Origin of the sequence: Micromonospora sp. NPDC048935 (assembly GCF_043197875.1) — a bacterium.
GTDB lineage: Bacteria > Actinomycetota > Actinomycetes > Mycobacteriales > Micromonosporaceae > Micromonospora.
In genome coordinates, this window is sequence record NZ_JBICTZ010000001.1 from 145076 (window position 1) to 158691 (window position 13616).

The window sequence follows — 13616 nt, forward strand, 5'->3', positions numbered from 1 at the left end:
CGCTGAACGACCGTTCGGGGTAAGTTTCTGGCACAGCCCATACGGTGTGCGGTCCCGCATGCCGTTGTCCCGCAGGGAGGTCAGCGCGATGAGCGGTGGTGACATGCTCGACTTCGAGATCCGTCCGAATCCCGCGCCGGTATCGGCCGCCGATCGGGCCGCCCTGCTGGCCAACCCCGGGTTCGGCCGCGTCTTCACCGACCACATGGTCACCGTGCGTTACGCCGAGGGCAAGGGTTGGTACGACGCCCGGGTGGAGGCGCGCGGCCCGATTCCGATGGACCCGGCCAGCGCGGTGCTGCACTACGCGCAGGAGATCTTCGAGGGGTTGAAGGCGTACCGGACGGCCGATGGTGGCGTGACGATGTTCCGGCCGGATGCCAACGCCGCCCGCTTCGTCACCTCGGCGCAGCGGATGGCGATGCCGGTGCTTCCGCCCGAGGTGTTCGTCGACTCGCTGCACAGGCTCATCGAGATCGACCGGGACTGGATCCCCACCGGCGCGGACGGCAGCCTCTACCTGCGGCCGTTCATGTTCGCCAGCGAGGTCTTCCTCGGCGTCCGCCCGGCCAACGAATACCTCTACATGGTGATCGCCTCGCCGGTCGAGTCGTACTTCAGCGGTGGCGTCAAGCCGGTCACCGTCTGGGTCTCACCCGACTACACGCGGGCCGCACCCGGTGGCACCGGCGCGGCCAAGTGCGGCGGCAACTACGCCGCGTCGCTGGCCGCCCAGGCCGAGGCGATCGAGGCGGGCTGCGACCAGGTCGTCTTCCTGGACGCGGTGGAGCGTCGTTTCGTGGACGAGCTGGGCGGCATGAACGTCTTCTTCGTCTACGACGACAACTCGATCGTCACCCCGCCGCTGACCGGCACGATCCTGCCGGGCATCACCCGCGACGCGGTCCTCACACTGGCCGGGGCGGCCGGGCACCGGGTCGAGGAGCGGCCGGTCAGCTTCGCCGACTGGCAGGCCGACGCCGCCAGCGGTCGCCTGAAGGAGGTGTTCGCCTGCGGCACCGCCGCGGTGGTCACCCCGATCGGTCAGGTCCGCTCCCCGGACGGCGAGTTCCTGGTCGGCGGTGGCGAGCCCGGCCGGGTCACCATGACCCTCCGTGAGCAGTTGATGGACATCCAGCGTGGTAAGACCGCCGACGAGTACGGCTGGGTGCGGCGGGTCCTCTGACCGACGTGGCTGGCCGGCCCGTCCCCAGCGGACGGGCCGGCACAGTCGGCTCGGCCCCGGCGGGTTACGCCTCGGTCGGCCCGGCGAGCAGGTGGTCGCGGAGCGCGGCGAGCTGCTCGTCGGTCACCCCGGCGTGCCGCAGGTACGCCTCGATCGAGCCGTGCCCCTCGCGTAGCTCGTCGAGGAAGATCTGCATCGCCTCGGCGGGCGAGGCCAGGAACGGTGCCGGCACGTCCCCGCTGGTCGGGCTGGTGGCCTTCAGCCAGGCACTGAACCGGGCCGACGCCTCGCTGCTGAGCGCGTAGTCCGCGGTGATGTCCGCGTCGTCGACACCGAGCACGGCGAGGGTCAGCGCACAGACGATGCCGGTGCGGTCCTTGCCGGCGACGCAGTGCACCACCACCGGTGCGTTCGCGGAGTCGGCAATCAGGCCCACCGCCTCGGCCAGCCCGGCGGTGCCGGTCTGGGCCAGGTCGGCGTACCGGTCCGCGAGGTAACGGGCCAGGCTGGCGCCCTCCTCGTGCGGTGTGCCCGCCCAGTCTTCGTGCTCCGGGTGGATGTTGCGGTAGGTCAGCCCCTGGTACGCCGGCACCCGCCCGTCCCGCTGCACCTCGCTGGGGCGGCGCAGGTCGATGACGGTGCGGATCCCGATCGCGGCGAACGCGTCCTGGTCCTGCTCGGTGAGGCGGTGCAGCGAGTCGGAACGGAAGAGCCGGCCCCGGCGTACGGGTCGGCCGCCGTGGCCGAGGTAGCCACCGACCTCCCGGAAGTTGAAGGTGGCGGGCAACGAGATCTGGCGGCTGTCGTCGATGGCGTCCACGTGCACACGGTAACGGCCGGCGGGGCTGTACCCCACCGGCCGTCGGGTCGAACAGTTACCGGGCCGTGCCCGGCGGGAGGGCGCCGTACGTCTCGTCGTAGTAGCCGCCCAGCTGGTCCCGGTAGCTCGGGTCGCTGTGGCTGCTCTCGTCGTACTCCGGGGCGGCCTTGATCTGGTCCCGGGTCCGGTCGACGGAAACGGTGCGCTGGTCGTGGTCGACCTGGTTGACGGTGCCGGCCGGCAGCATCACCTTCTTGCCGAAGATCCAGGGGCCGGTGTCCACCACCAGGTAGCTGCCGCCCACCTCGTGGCTGGCGCTGTCGATCTTGCCGACTCCGCCGTCACTGGCCTCGACCTTGTAGCCGACCAGGTCAGCGTCGGCCACCCCGGCCTGGTCCCGGTACCGCCAGGGGTCGAACGTGCCGGCCGGCGCGCCGCCGGGCACGGCACCCTGGTCGCCGCCGCGCAGCGGGTCCGGCCCGGCGTGGGTGGCGTGCGGATCGATGCTGTCCATGCCGTTCACTCCTGACTGTCGCCGATTGTCTCGGCGTAGGCGGGTATGTCGTCCCCGCAGGAGCTACCCGGCCTTCGGGGCCCGGAAACGGCGGCGGGCCGACGCCGCGAGATGCGGCGGCGACCCGTGGCGCCGGGAGGTGCGGCAGACGTGCCTGCTCAGGCCAGGGCGGCCTCGGCGTCCAGGGTGACCGCCGCGGCGTGCACCACGGCGGAGATCCGCAGGGTCTCCTGCACCTGCTCCCGGGTGAAGCCCCTGCGACGCAGCGCCTTCTCCTGCGACTCCAGGCACACACCGCAGCCGGTGATGGCCGACACGGCGAGGCACCAGAGCTTGAAGTCGCCCTTGTCCACACCGGGGCGCGCGATGAGCTGCATCCGCAGGCGGGCCGGCATCGAGGCGTACTGCTCGTCGCCGATGAGGTGCGTGGCCCGGTAGTAGATGTTGGTCATCGCCATGATCGCGGCAGCGCCCTTGGCCGCCTCGACACCCTCCGGCCCGAGGTGCCCGTGCGCCTCGGCCGCGATCTCCCGCAGCAGCACCGGGTTGCGGGCGGCGACCGCGCAGGCCAGTGCGGCGCCCCAGGTCTGCACCGGGGTCAGCGGCGAGGCGCCGATCGTGGCGCCCAGGTTGAGTGAGATGTCCCTGGCGTACTCGGGCAGAGCCGCCTGGACCGCGTCCAGACCCATTCTCGACCCCCTTCCGCGGCTGGCGACTGATCCGTTCCGATCCTCCCGCGTCACCATCTTCGCCGGCAGGTGGCCGGCGCGGCGGATGAGGTCGGTCACCAGCGGCGCGTCCCGAGCCGGGCCCTGGCAGCGGCCGACTCGGGACACTCTCCGTGATGGTCCCGATATGTGGATTGTTCTTCCCACATTCGGGGGAGGGTGGCAAAGTAGCGAGCGTGACCAGCACCAACCTGATTATTGCGACCTAGCGCGCCGGCCTTCCCCTCCGCCGAGCGCGCAGACCTCCCGCACCCGCGGGAGGTCTTTTTGTTGCTCAGAGAAAGGATCCTGATGACGTTCCAGGTCTACGACACGACCTTGCGCGACGGCGCCCAGCGCGAGGGGCTCACCTACTCGGTGGTCGACAAGCTGGCGGTGGCCCGGTTGCTCGACGAGTTCGGCGTCGGCTTCATCGAGGGCGGCTGGCCGGGGGCGGTGCCCAAGGACACCGAGTTCTTCCGCCGGGCGCGCACCGAGCTGGACCTGCGGCACGCCGTGCTTGTCGCGTTCGGCTCCACCCGCAAGGCCGGTGTCGCGGTCGCCGAAGACCCCCAGGTGCGCGCCCTGTTGGACGCGCAGACCCCGGCGGTGACGCTTGTCGCCAAGGCCGACACCCGACACGTCGAGCGGGCGCTGCGCACCACCGGCGCGGAGAACCTGGCGATGATCCACGACACCGTCAGCCACCTCGTCCGCGAGGGCCGACGGGTCTTCGTCGACGGCGAACACTTCTTCGACGGCTACCGGCACGACCCCGCGTACGGCGCGGCCGTGGTGCAGACCGCCTTGGCCGCCGGCGCCGAGCGGATGGTGCTCTGCGACACCAACGGCGGCATGTTGCCGTCCCAGGTGACCGCCGTCATCGCCGATCTGACCGACAAGCTGGGGATCGACCCCGGGCTGCTCGGCATGCACGCACAGAACGACACCTCCTGCGCGGTGGCCAACACGATCGCCGCCGTGGAGGCGGGCGTCCGCCACGTCCAGGGCACCGCCAACGGGTACGGCGAACGTCCGGGCAACGCCGACATCTTCGCGGTCGCCGCCAACCTCCAGCTCAAGCTCGGCATGCCGGTCCTACCGGAGGGCTGCCTGGCGCAGATGGTGCGGGTCTCGCACGCCATCGCCGAGATCGCCAACATCGCCCCCGACACCCACCAGGCGTACGCCGGGGCCGCCGCCTTCGCCCACAAGGCGGGGCTGCACGCGAGCGCGATCAAGGTCGACCCGTTGCTCTACAACCACGTGGACCCGTCGGTGGTGGGCAACGACATGCGGATCCTGGTGACCGAGATGGCCGGCCGGGCCAGCGTCGAGCTCAAGAGCCGCGAGCTCGGTCTGGACCTGACCGACAGCCCGGAGGCGCTGACCCGGGTCACCAAGCGGGTCAAGGAGTTGGAGGCCGGCGGGTGGTCCTTCGAGGCCGCCGATGCCTCCTTCGAGCTGCTGGTCCGCTCCGAGTTGCCGGAGGGCGGCCCGGCCCGACCGTTCACTCTGGAGTCGTACCGGGTGCTCGTCGAGCACCGCGAGGACGGTTCGGTGGTCTCCGAGGCGACCGTCAAGATCCGGGTACGTGGGGAGCGGGTGATCGCCACCGCCGAGGGCAACGGCCCGGTCAACGCGCTCGACGAGGCGCTGCGGGTGGGGCTCGCCCGGCACTACCCACAGTTGCGCGCCTTCGAGTTGGCCGACTACAAGGTCCGCATCCTTGAGGGCAGCCACGGCACCGGCGCGGTGACCCGGGTGCTACTGGAGACCGCCGACGGCACCGGCCGCGACTGGACGACGGTAGGCGTACACCCCAACGTCGTCGAGGCCAGCTGGCACGCCCTGATCGACGCCCTCACCTACGGCCTGGCCCCCACCACGGTCTAACCCCACCCGCGCTCACCCCCGCGATCTTGCACTTTGTGTCGGTGTTTTGCGGCTTTTAGCCATCTGTGTCCGGGCAGAAAGTGCAAGATCGCCAGGGTGGGGTGGTTTAGGGGGTGGGGAGGGTGAGGGTGGCGAGGACGGGGCGGTGGTCGCTGCCGGGGAGGGCGAGCACCCGCACCGAGCGGACCGCTATGCGCTGGTCGACAAGCACGTGGTCGATGGTGACCGGTGGGATGAGGTCGCCGTCGTACGGGCCCCAGGTGCCGACCAGGCCCTCGCCTGCGGCGTCGGCGGCGTCGACGTAACCGGTGCGCAGCAGGGCCCGCAGCGGGCCGTGGTCGAGGGTCGCGTTGAAGTCCCCGGCGAGGATCTGCACGCCGCCGTCCGGTGTGGCCGGTGGTTGCGCGGTCAGATCGGCACGCCAGGACCCGACCTGGTCCAGCGCGTACGGCGCGGAGGGGTGCGCCGACTCGACCCGCACCGGGGGTGCGCCGGGGATCGCCACCGTCCCGTACGCCTGGGTGAAGCCCCAGCCGTTGAGGTTGCGCCGGAGGCCGACGTCGGTGAGCGGCCACCGCGAGTAGAGCCCGGAGCCGGGAGTGCCGACCTCCGGGTTGAGCTGCCGGTGCGGCAGCAGCCGGTCGAGACCGAGCTGATCCAGGGCGGCCTGCGCGTCCGGCGTGAACTCCTGCACGGTGAGCACGTCCACCTCGTGCCGGCGGACCAGCTCGACCAACGTCCGCGCGTCGCCGGTGCCGGCGAGCAGGTTGGCGGTGAGTAGCCGCACGGTCGGCCCGGCCGCCGCGGGCTGCGGATCGGCCAACACCCGGGGTGCGACGACGCCGAGCAGCGCCACCGCCGCCAGGGCCGCGACCGCCGCCGGCCACCATCGCCGCAGGGCGAGCGCGAGGGCCAGGGGCAGCACGCTGACACCCGCGATGTACGGCGTGAAGGCGAGCGCCTGCACCAGCGGCCCCCGGTCCAGGCCGAGCAGTCGGACGGCGGCCCAGAGGGCTGTCGGCGCGACCGTCACCCAGCAGAGCACCGTGCCGAGCCGAGCGCTGCGGTACCACCTCGACGCGGGAGTGGGCGTGGGCCTGGTCGGACCGTCGACGATCATGATGGTGATCCTAGTAGGCGCTCCGAATGCATTTCGTGAGTGGCAAAGCCCTCACGTTTCACAATTATCTGACGGCTGGTTGACAGCTCGATAAAGTGAGATCAACTATTGACGTCCGGCTTTTTGCGGTGCTACGTTCCATCTGATTCAAACGACGCAACTCTGAGTAGTAATCCCAGCTCAGATGGGATGTAGAACGTTCAGAAATCAACCTCACCGGTTGCCAGTGGGCTAGGTTTTCCGCACCCCAATGTCGTCGTCGCCTATTCATGGGCAGTCATCCGTCCCGCCCCGCGGGTCGGTCGAATTCGCACGGTCACACAAGGGGGACCTGTCATGGAAAAATCCTTCCGACGCAAGGCGGCAGCGGTCACGTTCGCTGTCCTGGCGCTCACCCTGGCCGGTGGGGGGATCGCCATCGCCCAGCCCTCGGCGAAGGCACCGCAGGCGGCCGTCAAGCCGACGGTCCGTGATACCAACACCCAGCCGCCGGTCACCGCCGAGTCCGCACGCTCGGCGAAGGCCGCGCTGAAGGCGGGCGGGGTCACCACGATGGCGGCTGCCACCTGGTTCACCGTCGTCAACGCCAACGGCACCAAGGCGCGCGGCACCGGCACGGTGCTCAAGTACGGCACCGGCCAGTACGAGGTGCAGTTCGGCTACAACGTGTCGGCGGGTGCCTTCCTGGCCACCATCTCCCGATTCGACGCCTGCTGCATCCCGCCGGCTGGTGAGGTCGCGGTCGCCCCGCGGCTGAGCACGCCCAACGCGGTCTTCATCCAGACCCGCAACTCGGCGGGAGCGCCGGCCGACCTGGGCTTCACTCTGCTCACCCACACGCCCTGATCGAATCGACAGCCGGCCCCCGCGCTTCGTGCGCGGGGGCCGCGCGCTGCCCGCGCGTTGCCCGCGCGTTGCCCGCGCGTTGCCCGCGCGTTGCCGCGGGCCCTCAGCGGACCGTGATCGACTCGGTTTCCTGAAAGGCGCGGTGTCCGCCCCGGTCTGATGCACCGACTTCCAGAAAGCCGAGTCGATCACGGGGCGTCGCCGGGGCCGGGACCGCAAAGGCCTGATCGCGACGTGTCGGCCGTGGACTTGGTGGTCGCGGTCCCGGTCCCGGTCCCGGTCCCGGTCCCCGTCCGGGTCGCGGTCGCGTCCCGGTCCGGGTCCCGGTCCCGGTCGGGGTCCTGGTCGCGGTTCTGGTCCTGGTCCTGGTCGCGGTCCTGGTCGCGGTCCTGGTCCCGGTTCTGGTCCTGGTCGCGGTCCCCGTCCCCGTCCCGGTCCCGGTCGCGGTTGCGGCCTCGGGGTCTTGTTCTCGGGCCTGAACCTGGGCCCGGTTGCGGTCCATGGACCCGGTCCGGGGGCGGCACGGTTGAGGGTTCTTCGGCGGGCTCGTGTCGATCGTCGCGCTTCCGTGCGACTCGTCCCTGTTCCGGCCACTCCGGGCCCGTACGGGTCGCACAATCCGACGTTTGCCGGGCCCCCGGCCAGGGAAGCAAGCACCGTGACGGACATCTCGGACACCCTGGCCAGCATGCCCAGCTCGGTCGATCCCGAGCCGACGGGCGTCGAGCTGGAACAGACCCTCTTCGAGGTCAAACGCGTGATCGTCGGGCAGGATCGGCTCGTCCAGCGCCTGCTCACCGCACTGATCGCCAACGGGCACTGTCTCCTGGAGGGCGTACCCGGTGTGGCCAAGACCCTGGCCGCGCAGACCCTCGCCACAGTCGTCGGCGGCACCTTCTCGCGGATCCAGTTCACTCCGGACCTGGTCCCCTCCGACATTGTCGGCACCCGGATCTACCGGGCCTCCAAGGAGACCTTCGACATCGAACTGGGCCCGATCATGGCCAACCTGGTGCTGGCCGACGAGATCAACCGCGCCCCGGCGAAGGTGCAGTCGGCGCTGTTGGAGGCGATGGCGGAACGGCAGGTCTCCATCGGTGGGCGCAGTTGGCCGGTACCGCAACCGTTCCTGGTGCTGGCCACCCAGAACCCGATCGAGTCCGAGGGGGTCTACCAGCTCCCGGAGGCGCAGCGGGACCGGTTCCTGATGAAGGTGGTGGTCGACTACCCCAGCGACGCCGACGAACTGGCCATCCTCTACCGGATGAGCACCGACCGGCCGAGTCCGCGTCCGGTGCTCGACGCGCAACGACTGCGGGACCTCCAGGCCCACGCCGAGCGGGTGTTCGTCCACCACGCGTTGGCCGAGTACGTGGTGCGGCTGATCCTCGCCACCCGTGACCCGGGCCGGTTCGGGCTGCCGGAGATCGCCCCACTGTTGGCGTACGGTGCCAGCCCGCGGGCCACCCTCGGCCTGGTCGCGGCCGCTCGGGCCCAGGCGCTGCTGCGGGGCCGGGAGTACGTGCTGCCCGAGGACGTGCGGGACCTGGCCGTCGACGTCCTCGCCCACCGGTTGGTGCTCTCCTTCGACGCGGTGGCCGACGGGGTGTCGGCCGAGAGCGTGGTGCGGCGGTTGGTCGAGGCGGTGCCACCGCCCCGGTTGGCCACCGGTCACCCGCAGCAGACGCCGGATCTGGCGGCGGCATGAGACGAGCGAACGTGGCGCCGGCCGACCCGGGCCTGGCCGAGTTGGCCCCGGATCAGCGGGTACGTCGTCTGGAGCTGACCGTCACGCGCCGACTGAACGGCCTGCTGCACGGCCAGTACCGCGGGCTGCTGCCCGGGCCGGGCAGTGAACCCGCGGGCAGCCGCGAGTACCGGCCGGGCGAGGACGAGGTCCGCCGGATGGACTGGGCGGTGACGGCCCGCACCGCCGTGCCGCACGTCCGGCAGGTCGACGCCGACCGGGAACTGACCACCTGGTTGCTTGTCGACGGCAGCGCCAGCATGGAGTTCGGCACCGCCGAGCTGGACAAGCGGGAGTTGGCCGTGGCCGCGGTCGCGGCGGTCGGTTTCCTGACCGCGGGCGTCGGCAACCGGCTCGGCGCCCAGGTACTGCGGGCCGACGGGGTACGCCGGTTTCCGGCCCGCAGCGGGCGTACCCATCTGCTGGCTCTGCTGCGCACGCTGCTCGCCGCCCCGCGTCCCACCGCGCCCGGCGACCGGCCGGGGTGGGGGTCGGCGGGGCCGCCGGACCTGGCCGACGGGCTCGACGCGTTGCACCGGGTCGCCAACCGGCGTGGTCTGGTCGTGGTGGTCTCCGACTTCCTCGACGGCCTGCCCGACGACCCCGGCCAGCCGGCGCCCTGGGAACGGACCCTGCGCCGGCTCGCCGCCCGGCACCAGGTGTTGGCGATCGAGGTCACCGACCCACGTGAGCTGGAGTTACCGGACGTCGGCCTGATCACGCTGATGGACCCGGAGACCGGCCGTCGCCGCGAGGTGTGCACATCGGACCGTCGGCTGCGCGAGCGGTACGCCCAGGCCGCCGCCGCCCAGCGCGACCAGATCCACGGTTCGGTGCGCCGCAGCGGGGCCACCCATCTGCCCCTGCGCACCGACGGGGACTGGAGCGCGGACATCGTCCGGCACGTGCACGCCCAGCGTCGGCTGGCCGCCGCGCCGGCCGGCCCGGCACGGGGAGGTGTCGCGTGACCTGGCAGTCGCCGCTGCGACTCTGGCTGCTGCTCGGTGTGCTCGTTCTCGTCGGCGTGTACCTGCTGATGCAGCGCGGGCGCAGCCGGTACGCGGTCCGCTTCACCAACCTGCGACTGCTGGACCGGGTGGCGCCGGAGCGGCCCGCCTGGCGTCGGCACGTGCCGGCCGGGCTCTTCCTGGCGATGCTGGCCCTGCTTGTCGTCGGGTTCGCCCGCCCCAGCGCGGAGGTCCGGGTGCCCCGGGAGCGGGCCACGGTGATGGTGGCGGTGGACGTGTCCACGTCGATGCTCGCCACCGATGTGGACCCGGACCGGTTGGCCGCGGCGAAGCAGGCCGCCCGACGCTTCGTCGAGGGACTGCCCGACGAGTTCAACGTGGGGCTCGTCGCGTTCGCCGGCAGCGCGGCCGTGCTGGTGCCGCCGGGTACCGACCGGGACGCCCTCGACGAGGGGATCGGCCGGCTCGCCGAGGGCATCACCGGCGTGCAGGGCACCGCGATCGGCGAGGCCATCAACACCTCCCTCGGCGCGGTCAAGAGCCTGGACAGCGCGGCCGCGAAGGAGACGCCACCGGCCCGGATCATCCTGCTCTCCGACGGCGCCAACACCTCCGGGATGGACCCGATGGAGGCGGCAGCCGAGGCGGTGACGGCGGAGGTGCCGGTGCACTCGATCTCCTTCGGGACGCCGTCGGGGTTCGTCGACCGGGGTGGGCGGCCCATCCAGGTGCCGGTCGACGGGCAGACCCTCAAGGCGGTCGCCGAGGAGACCGGCGGGATGTTCCACGAGGCCAGCACCACCGACGAGCTGCGGGCCGTCTACGACGACATCGGCAGTTCGGTCGGCTACCGCACCGAGCGGCAGGACGTCTCGGCCCGGTTCATCGGCCTCGGACTGGTGTTCGCGATGGGTGCGGCCGCCGGTTCGATGCGCTGGTTCTCCCGCCTGCCCTGACCGCCGCGCACCACAGCCGTCGACCGTGAGGAGTACGCATGGCAGTACAGACCGGACTGGGTGAACCGCGCGGTCCCTGGTTCATCTCACCGCAACTCGACCCGGACGGGCGCGGCTGGTGGGACACGCCCGAGCGTGACCCGGGCGAGCGCAGGCCGCGACGGCTGCTCGCCGCACTGGCCGTGGTGGCGCTCTCCGCCGTCTCGGGGGCCGTCGCCGGTGGCGTGGTGGCCGCCCGGGACGGGGCTGGCGGCCCGGCTGCGGCGTCCGCCGCCCCGGTGTCGGCCGAGCTGGTCACCGCGGCCGAGCGGACCGTACCCGGGGTGGTGTCGGTGTTGGCCGGCGGTACGTCGGCCGGGTCGGCGACCGGCTCCGGCTTCGCGGTGGACGACCAGCAGCACCTGATCACCAACGATCACATCCTGGCCAAGGGCGGTGGCGGCCCGGTGACCGTGGAGTTGCCCGACGGCCGCCGGTTCGCCGCCGACGTGGTCGGGCGGGAGCCACGCAGCGACCTGGCGGTGTTGAAGGTGCCGGCGGCGGCCGGTCTCACCCCACTGCCCCTGGCCAAGCCGGGCGCGACCCGGGTCGGCGAGCCGGTGCTCGCGGTGGGCTCGCCACTCGGCCTGGCCGGAACGGTCACCGCGGGGATTGTCAGCGCCCTGGACCGCCAGGTGCGGCTGGGCAACAATCGGCACCGCGCGGTGCAGACCGACGCATCCATCAACCCGGGCAACTCGGGTGGGCCGCTTGTCAACGCCCGTGGGGAGGTGGTCGGCGTGAACACCGCCATCGCGACAATCGACGGGAACGGTTCGATCGGCATCGGGTTCGCCATCCCGATCGAACAGGTGCAGCAGACCGCCGACACGATCATCGGCAAGGGCGGCTGACCTGCGCAGAGAGCCCGGCGACACGCTGCCACTGTCAGATATCCGGCGGGACGGCATCGGGCCATGGAAATACTACTGTCGGTATGGATACTGGCGGAGGTGGAGCGTCCTCTTCTCGCGGTCCTCCTGGTGGTGGGCCTGGTCATCGGATGTGCGGTGGGATCGGCATACGCCCGGGCCCGCCGCGGGTGGAACGACTACCAGACGGTCCGGAAGTCGGTGCCGGGCGCCCGTCGCGGCGCCTGGTCACTGATCCGTGGGGTCGCCGTGAAGGCCGGGGTGATCGCGCTGCTGCTCTTCGGCGCGGTGGCGTACGCGGCGGTCGGCTCCGACGAGGAAGCCGCCGGGCCGGCGCCCAGCCAGTCGCCGACGCAGAGCAGGACCCCGCACCGATGAGCCCTGGCGGGTCGTCGCGGGTTAGCCTCGGGGCGTGGACGACGGACTGCGGGTGACCGATCGGTGGATCGTTCCCGCCGGGGAGCTGCGGGAACGCTTCTCCCGCTCGTCGGGGCCGGGTGGGCAGGGTGTGAACACCGCCGACTCCCGGGTCGAGTTGAGCTACGACGTGGCCAACTCACCGGCCGTGCCCGAGTGGCTGCGGTCGCGGGCACTCGACCGGCTGGCGAACCGCCTGGTCGACGGGGTGCTGACGATCGCCGCCAGCGAGCATCGAGCCCAGCTGGCCAATCGGGAGGCGGCCCGGGAGCGGATGACCGCGCTGCTGCGGGAGGCCGCCGCACCCCCACCGCCGGCCCGCCGGGCGACCCGCCCGTCCCGTGGGGCCAAGGAGCGCCGGCTGGCCGAGAAGAAGCGTCAGTCCCAGCGCAAACGGGACCGCCGCGCCGACGACGACTGACGATCCGTTCTGACGTCGGCGGAGCACCACACCCGTCAGTGACAAAATATGGAATCTGTCATCCAGATGCTGTACGGTCGTCGGGTAATCCACGATGAGAGGACACCCCCATGGACACCCGCTCCCTCGGCCCCACCGTCTCCGCCCTCGGGCTCGGCCTGATGGGCATGTCCGACCTGTACGGCGCCGCCGACGAGGCCGAGGGCATCGCCACCATCCACGCCGCCCTGGACGCCGGCATCACCCTGCTGGACACCGGCGACTTCTATGGCATGGGCCACAACGAGATGCTGCTGCGCGACGCGCTGCGCGGCCGAAACCGGGACAACGCGGTGATCAGCGTCAAATTCGGTGCGCTTCGCGACGCCGAGGGCGGTTGGAACGGCATCGACGTCCGGCCGGTCGCGATCAAGAACTTCCTGGCGTACACGCTGCGCCGGCTCGGCACCGACCACGTGGACATCTACCGGCCCGCCCGGCTCTCCCCGGACGTCCCGGTGGAGGAGGTGGTGGGCACTCTGGCCGAGCTGGTCGAGGCCGGCCACGTCCGGCACATCGGCCTGTCCGAGGTGGGTGCGGAGACGCTGCGCCGGGCACACGCGGTGCACCCGATCAGCGACCTCCAGATCGAGTACTCCCTGATCTCCCGCGACCCGGAGGCCGCGATCCTGCCGACGGCCCGCGAACTGGGCGTGGGGATCACCGCGTACGGGGTGCTCTCCCGTGGCCTGATCAGTGGCCACTGGCAGCCCGGACGGCAGACCAAGGGCATCGACTTCCGTAACCACCTGCCCAGGTTCGCCGGTGCGAACCTGGACCGCAACCTCGCCCTGGTGGACGCGCTGCGCGCCATCGCCGAGGCGCGCGGCGTCACCGTGGCGCAGATCGCCATCGCCTGGGTGCTGTCCCGCGGCGCGACAATCGTGCCGGTGATCGGCGCCCGCACCCGGGAGCGGCTCACCGAGGCGCTGGGCGCCGCGACCGTCACCCTGACCGAGGCGGACCTGGCCGCCATCGAGGCCGCCGTCCCGGCCGGCGCGGCGGCCGGCTCCCGTTACGACGAGGCGCAGATGGCCTTCCTGGACAGCGAGCGCGCATGACCGCAGG

Annotated in this window: 14 protein-coding genes; 10 read left to right on the top strand and 4 right to left on the bottom strand. The window is 71.7% G+C overall.

Translation table 11 applies throughout. The annotated features are described in order from the left end of the window. Positions 1 to 88: 88 nt before the first annotated feature. Positions 89 to 1186, top strand: coding sequence for a branched-chain amino acid aminotransferase (locus tag ACGFIW_RS00645; protein ID WP_393310181.1), 1098 nt, complete (start codon positions 89 to 91; stop codon positions 1184 to 1186). A 64-nt stretch (positions 1187 to 1250) separates the two neighbouring features. On the opposite strand, the gene ACGFIW_RS00650 is transcribed toward ACGFIW_RS00645, so the two are convergent. From ACGFIW_RS00650 to ACGFIW_RS00660, 3 genes are all read right to left on the bottom strand, one after another. Continuing rightward, complete coding sequence (locus tag ACGFIW_RS00650) at positions 1251 to 2006, bottom strand: tyrosine-protein phosphatase (RefSeq protein WP_393310183.1); 756 nt, start codon at positions 2004 to 2006, stop codon at positions 1251 to 1253. 55 nt (positions 2007 to 2061) lie between these two features. Further along, a complete protein-coding gene (locus tag ACGFIW_RS00655) occupies positions 2062 to 2520 on the bottom strand; it encodes a PRC-barrel domain containing protein (protein ID WP_357071545.1) in 459 nt (152 codons plus the stop codon). 158 nt (positions 2521 to 2678) lie between these two features. After that, the gene (locus ACGFIW_RS00660) at positions 2679 to 3209 is read right to left on the bottom strand and encodes a carboxymuconolactone decarboxylase family protein (protein WP_393310185.1); all 531 of its coding nucleotides are present in this window, start codon (positions 3207 to 3209) and stop codon (positions 2679 to 2681) included. A gap of 330 nt (positions 3210 to 3539) precedes the next feature. Here ACGFIW_RS00660 and cimA point away from each other — a divergent pair, with 330 nt between their 5' ends. Continuing rightward, positions 3540 to 5123 carry a citramalate synthase gene (gene cimA / locus ACGFIW_RS00665; protein WP_393310187.1) on the top strand — a complete coding sequence of 528 codons (1584 nt, stop codon included), beginning with the start codon at positions 3540 to 3542 and terminating at the stop codon, positions 5121 to 5123. A 106-nt stretch (positions 5124 to 5229) separates the two neighbouring features. Here cimA and ACGFIW_RS00670 read toward each other — a convergent pair whose 3' ends face one another. Then, positions 5230 to 6168 (bottom strand): endonuclease/exonuclease/phosphatase family protein, encoded by a 939-nt coding sequence (locus tag ACGFIW_RS00670; protein ID WP_393311206.1) that lies wholly within the window; start codon positions 6166 to 6168, stop codon positions 5230 to 5232. Between the two features lie 411 nt (positions 6169 to 6579). Here ACGFIW_RS00670 and ACGFIW_RS00675 point away from each other — a divergent pair, with 411 nt between their 5' ends. From ACGFIW_RS00675 to ACGFIW_RS00710, 8 genes are all read left to right on the top strand, one after another. Beyond that, entirely contained in the window at positions 6580 to 7089 is a 510-nt protein-coding gene (locus tag ACGFIW_RS00675) for a hypothetical protein (RefSeq protein ID WP_393310189.1), read from the top strand. Positions 7090 to 7747: 658 nt separating this feature from the next. Then, the gene (locus ACGFIW_RS00680; protein ID WP_357522202.1) at positions 7748 to 8797 is read left to right on the top strand and encodes a MoxR family ATPase; all 1050 of its coding nucleotides are present in this window, start codon (positions 7748 to 7750) and stop codon (positions 8795 to 8797) included. Next, positions 8794 to 9804 carry a DUF58 domain-containing protein gene (locus ACGFIW_RS00685; RefSeq protein WP_393310191.1) on the top strand — a complete coding sequence of 337 codons (1011 nt, stop codon included), beginning with the start codon at positions 8794 to 8796 and terminating at the stop codon, positions 9802 to 9804. Before ACGFIW_RS00680 ends, ACGFIW_RS00685 begins: the two co-directional genes overlap by 4 nt. Continuing rightward, on the top strand, positions 9801 to 10760 hold the full coding sequence (locus tag ACGFIW_RS00690; RefSeq protein WP_393310193.1) for a VWA domain-containing protein: 960 nt from the start codon (positions 9801 to 9803) through the stop codon (positions 10758 to 10760). The genes ACGFIW_RS00685 and ACGFIW_RS00690 overlap by 4 nt, the downstream gene beginning before the upstream one ends. A 38-nt stretch (positions 10761 to 10798) precedes the next feature. After that, the gene (locus tag ACGFIW_RS00695; protein ID WP_393310195.1) at positions 10799 to 11653 is read left to right on the top strand and encodes a S1C family serine protease; all 855 of its coding nucleotides are present in this window, start codon (positions 10799 to 10801) and stop codon (positions 11651 to 11653) included. 99 nt (positions 11654 to 11752) lie between these two features. Further along, positions 11753 to 12049, top strand: a complete 297-nt coding sequence (locus ACGFIW_RS00700; protein WP_393310197.1) for a hypothetical protein — start codon at positions 11753 to 11755, stop codon at positions 12047 to 12049. A gap of 34 nt (positions 12050 to 12083) precedes the next feature. After that, entirely contained in the window at positions 12084 to 12509 is a 426-nt protein-coding gene (gene arfB / locus ACGFIW_RS00705; protein WP_393310199.1) for an alternative ribosome rescue aminoacyl-tRNA hydrolase ArfB, read from the top strand. 110 nt (positions 12510 to 12619) lie between these two features. Further along, positions 12620 to 13609, top strand: coding sequence for an aldo/keto reductase (locus ACGFIW_RS00710; RefSeq protein ID WP_393310201.1), 990 nt, complete (start codon positions 12620 to 12622; stop codon positions 13607 to 13609). The last annotated feature ends 7 nt before the right edge of the window (positions 13610 to 13616 follow it).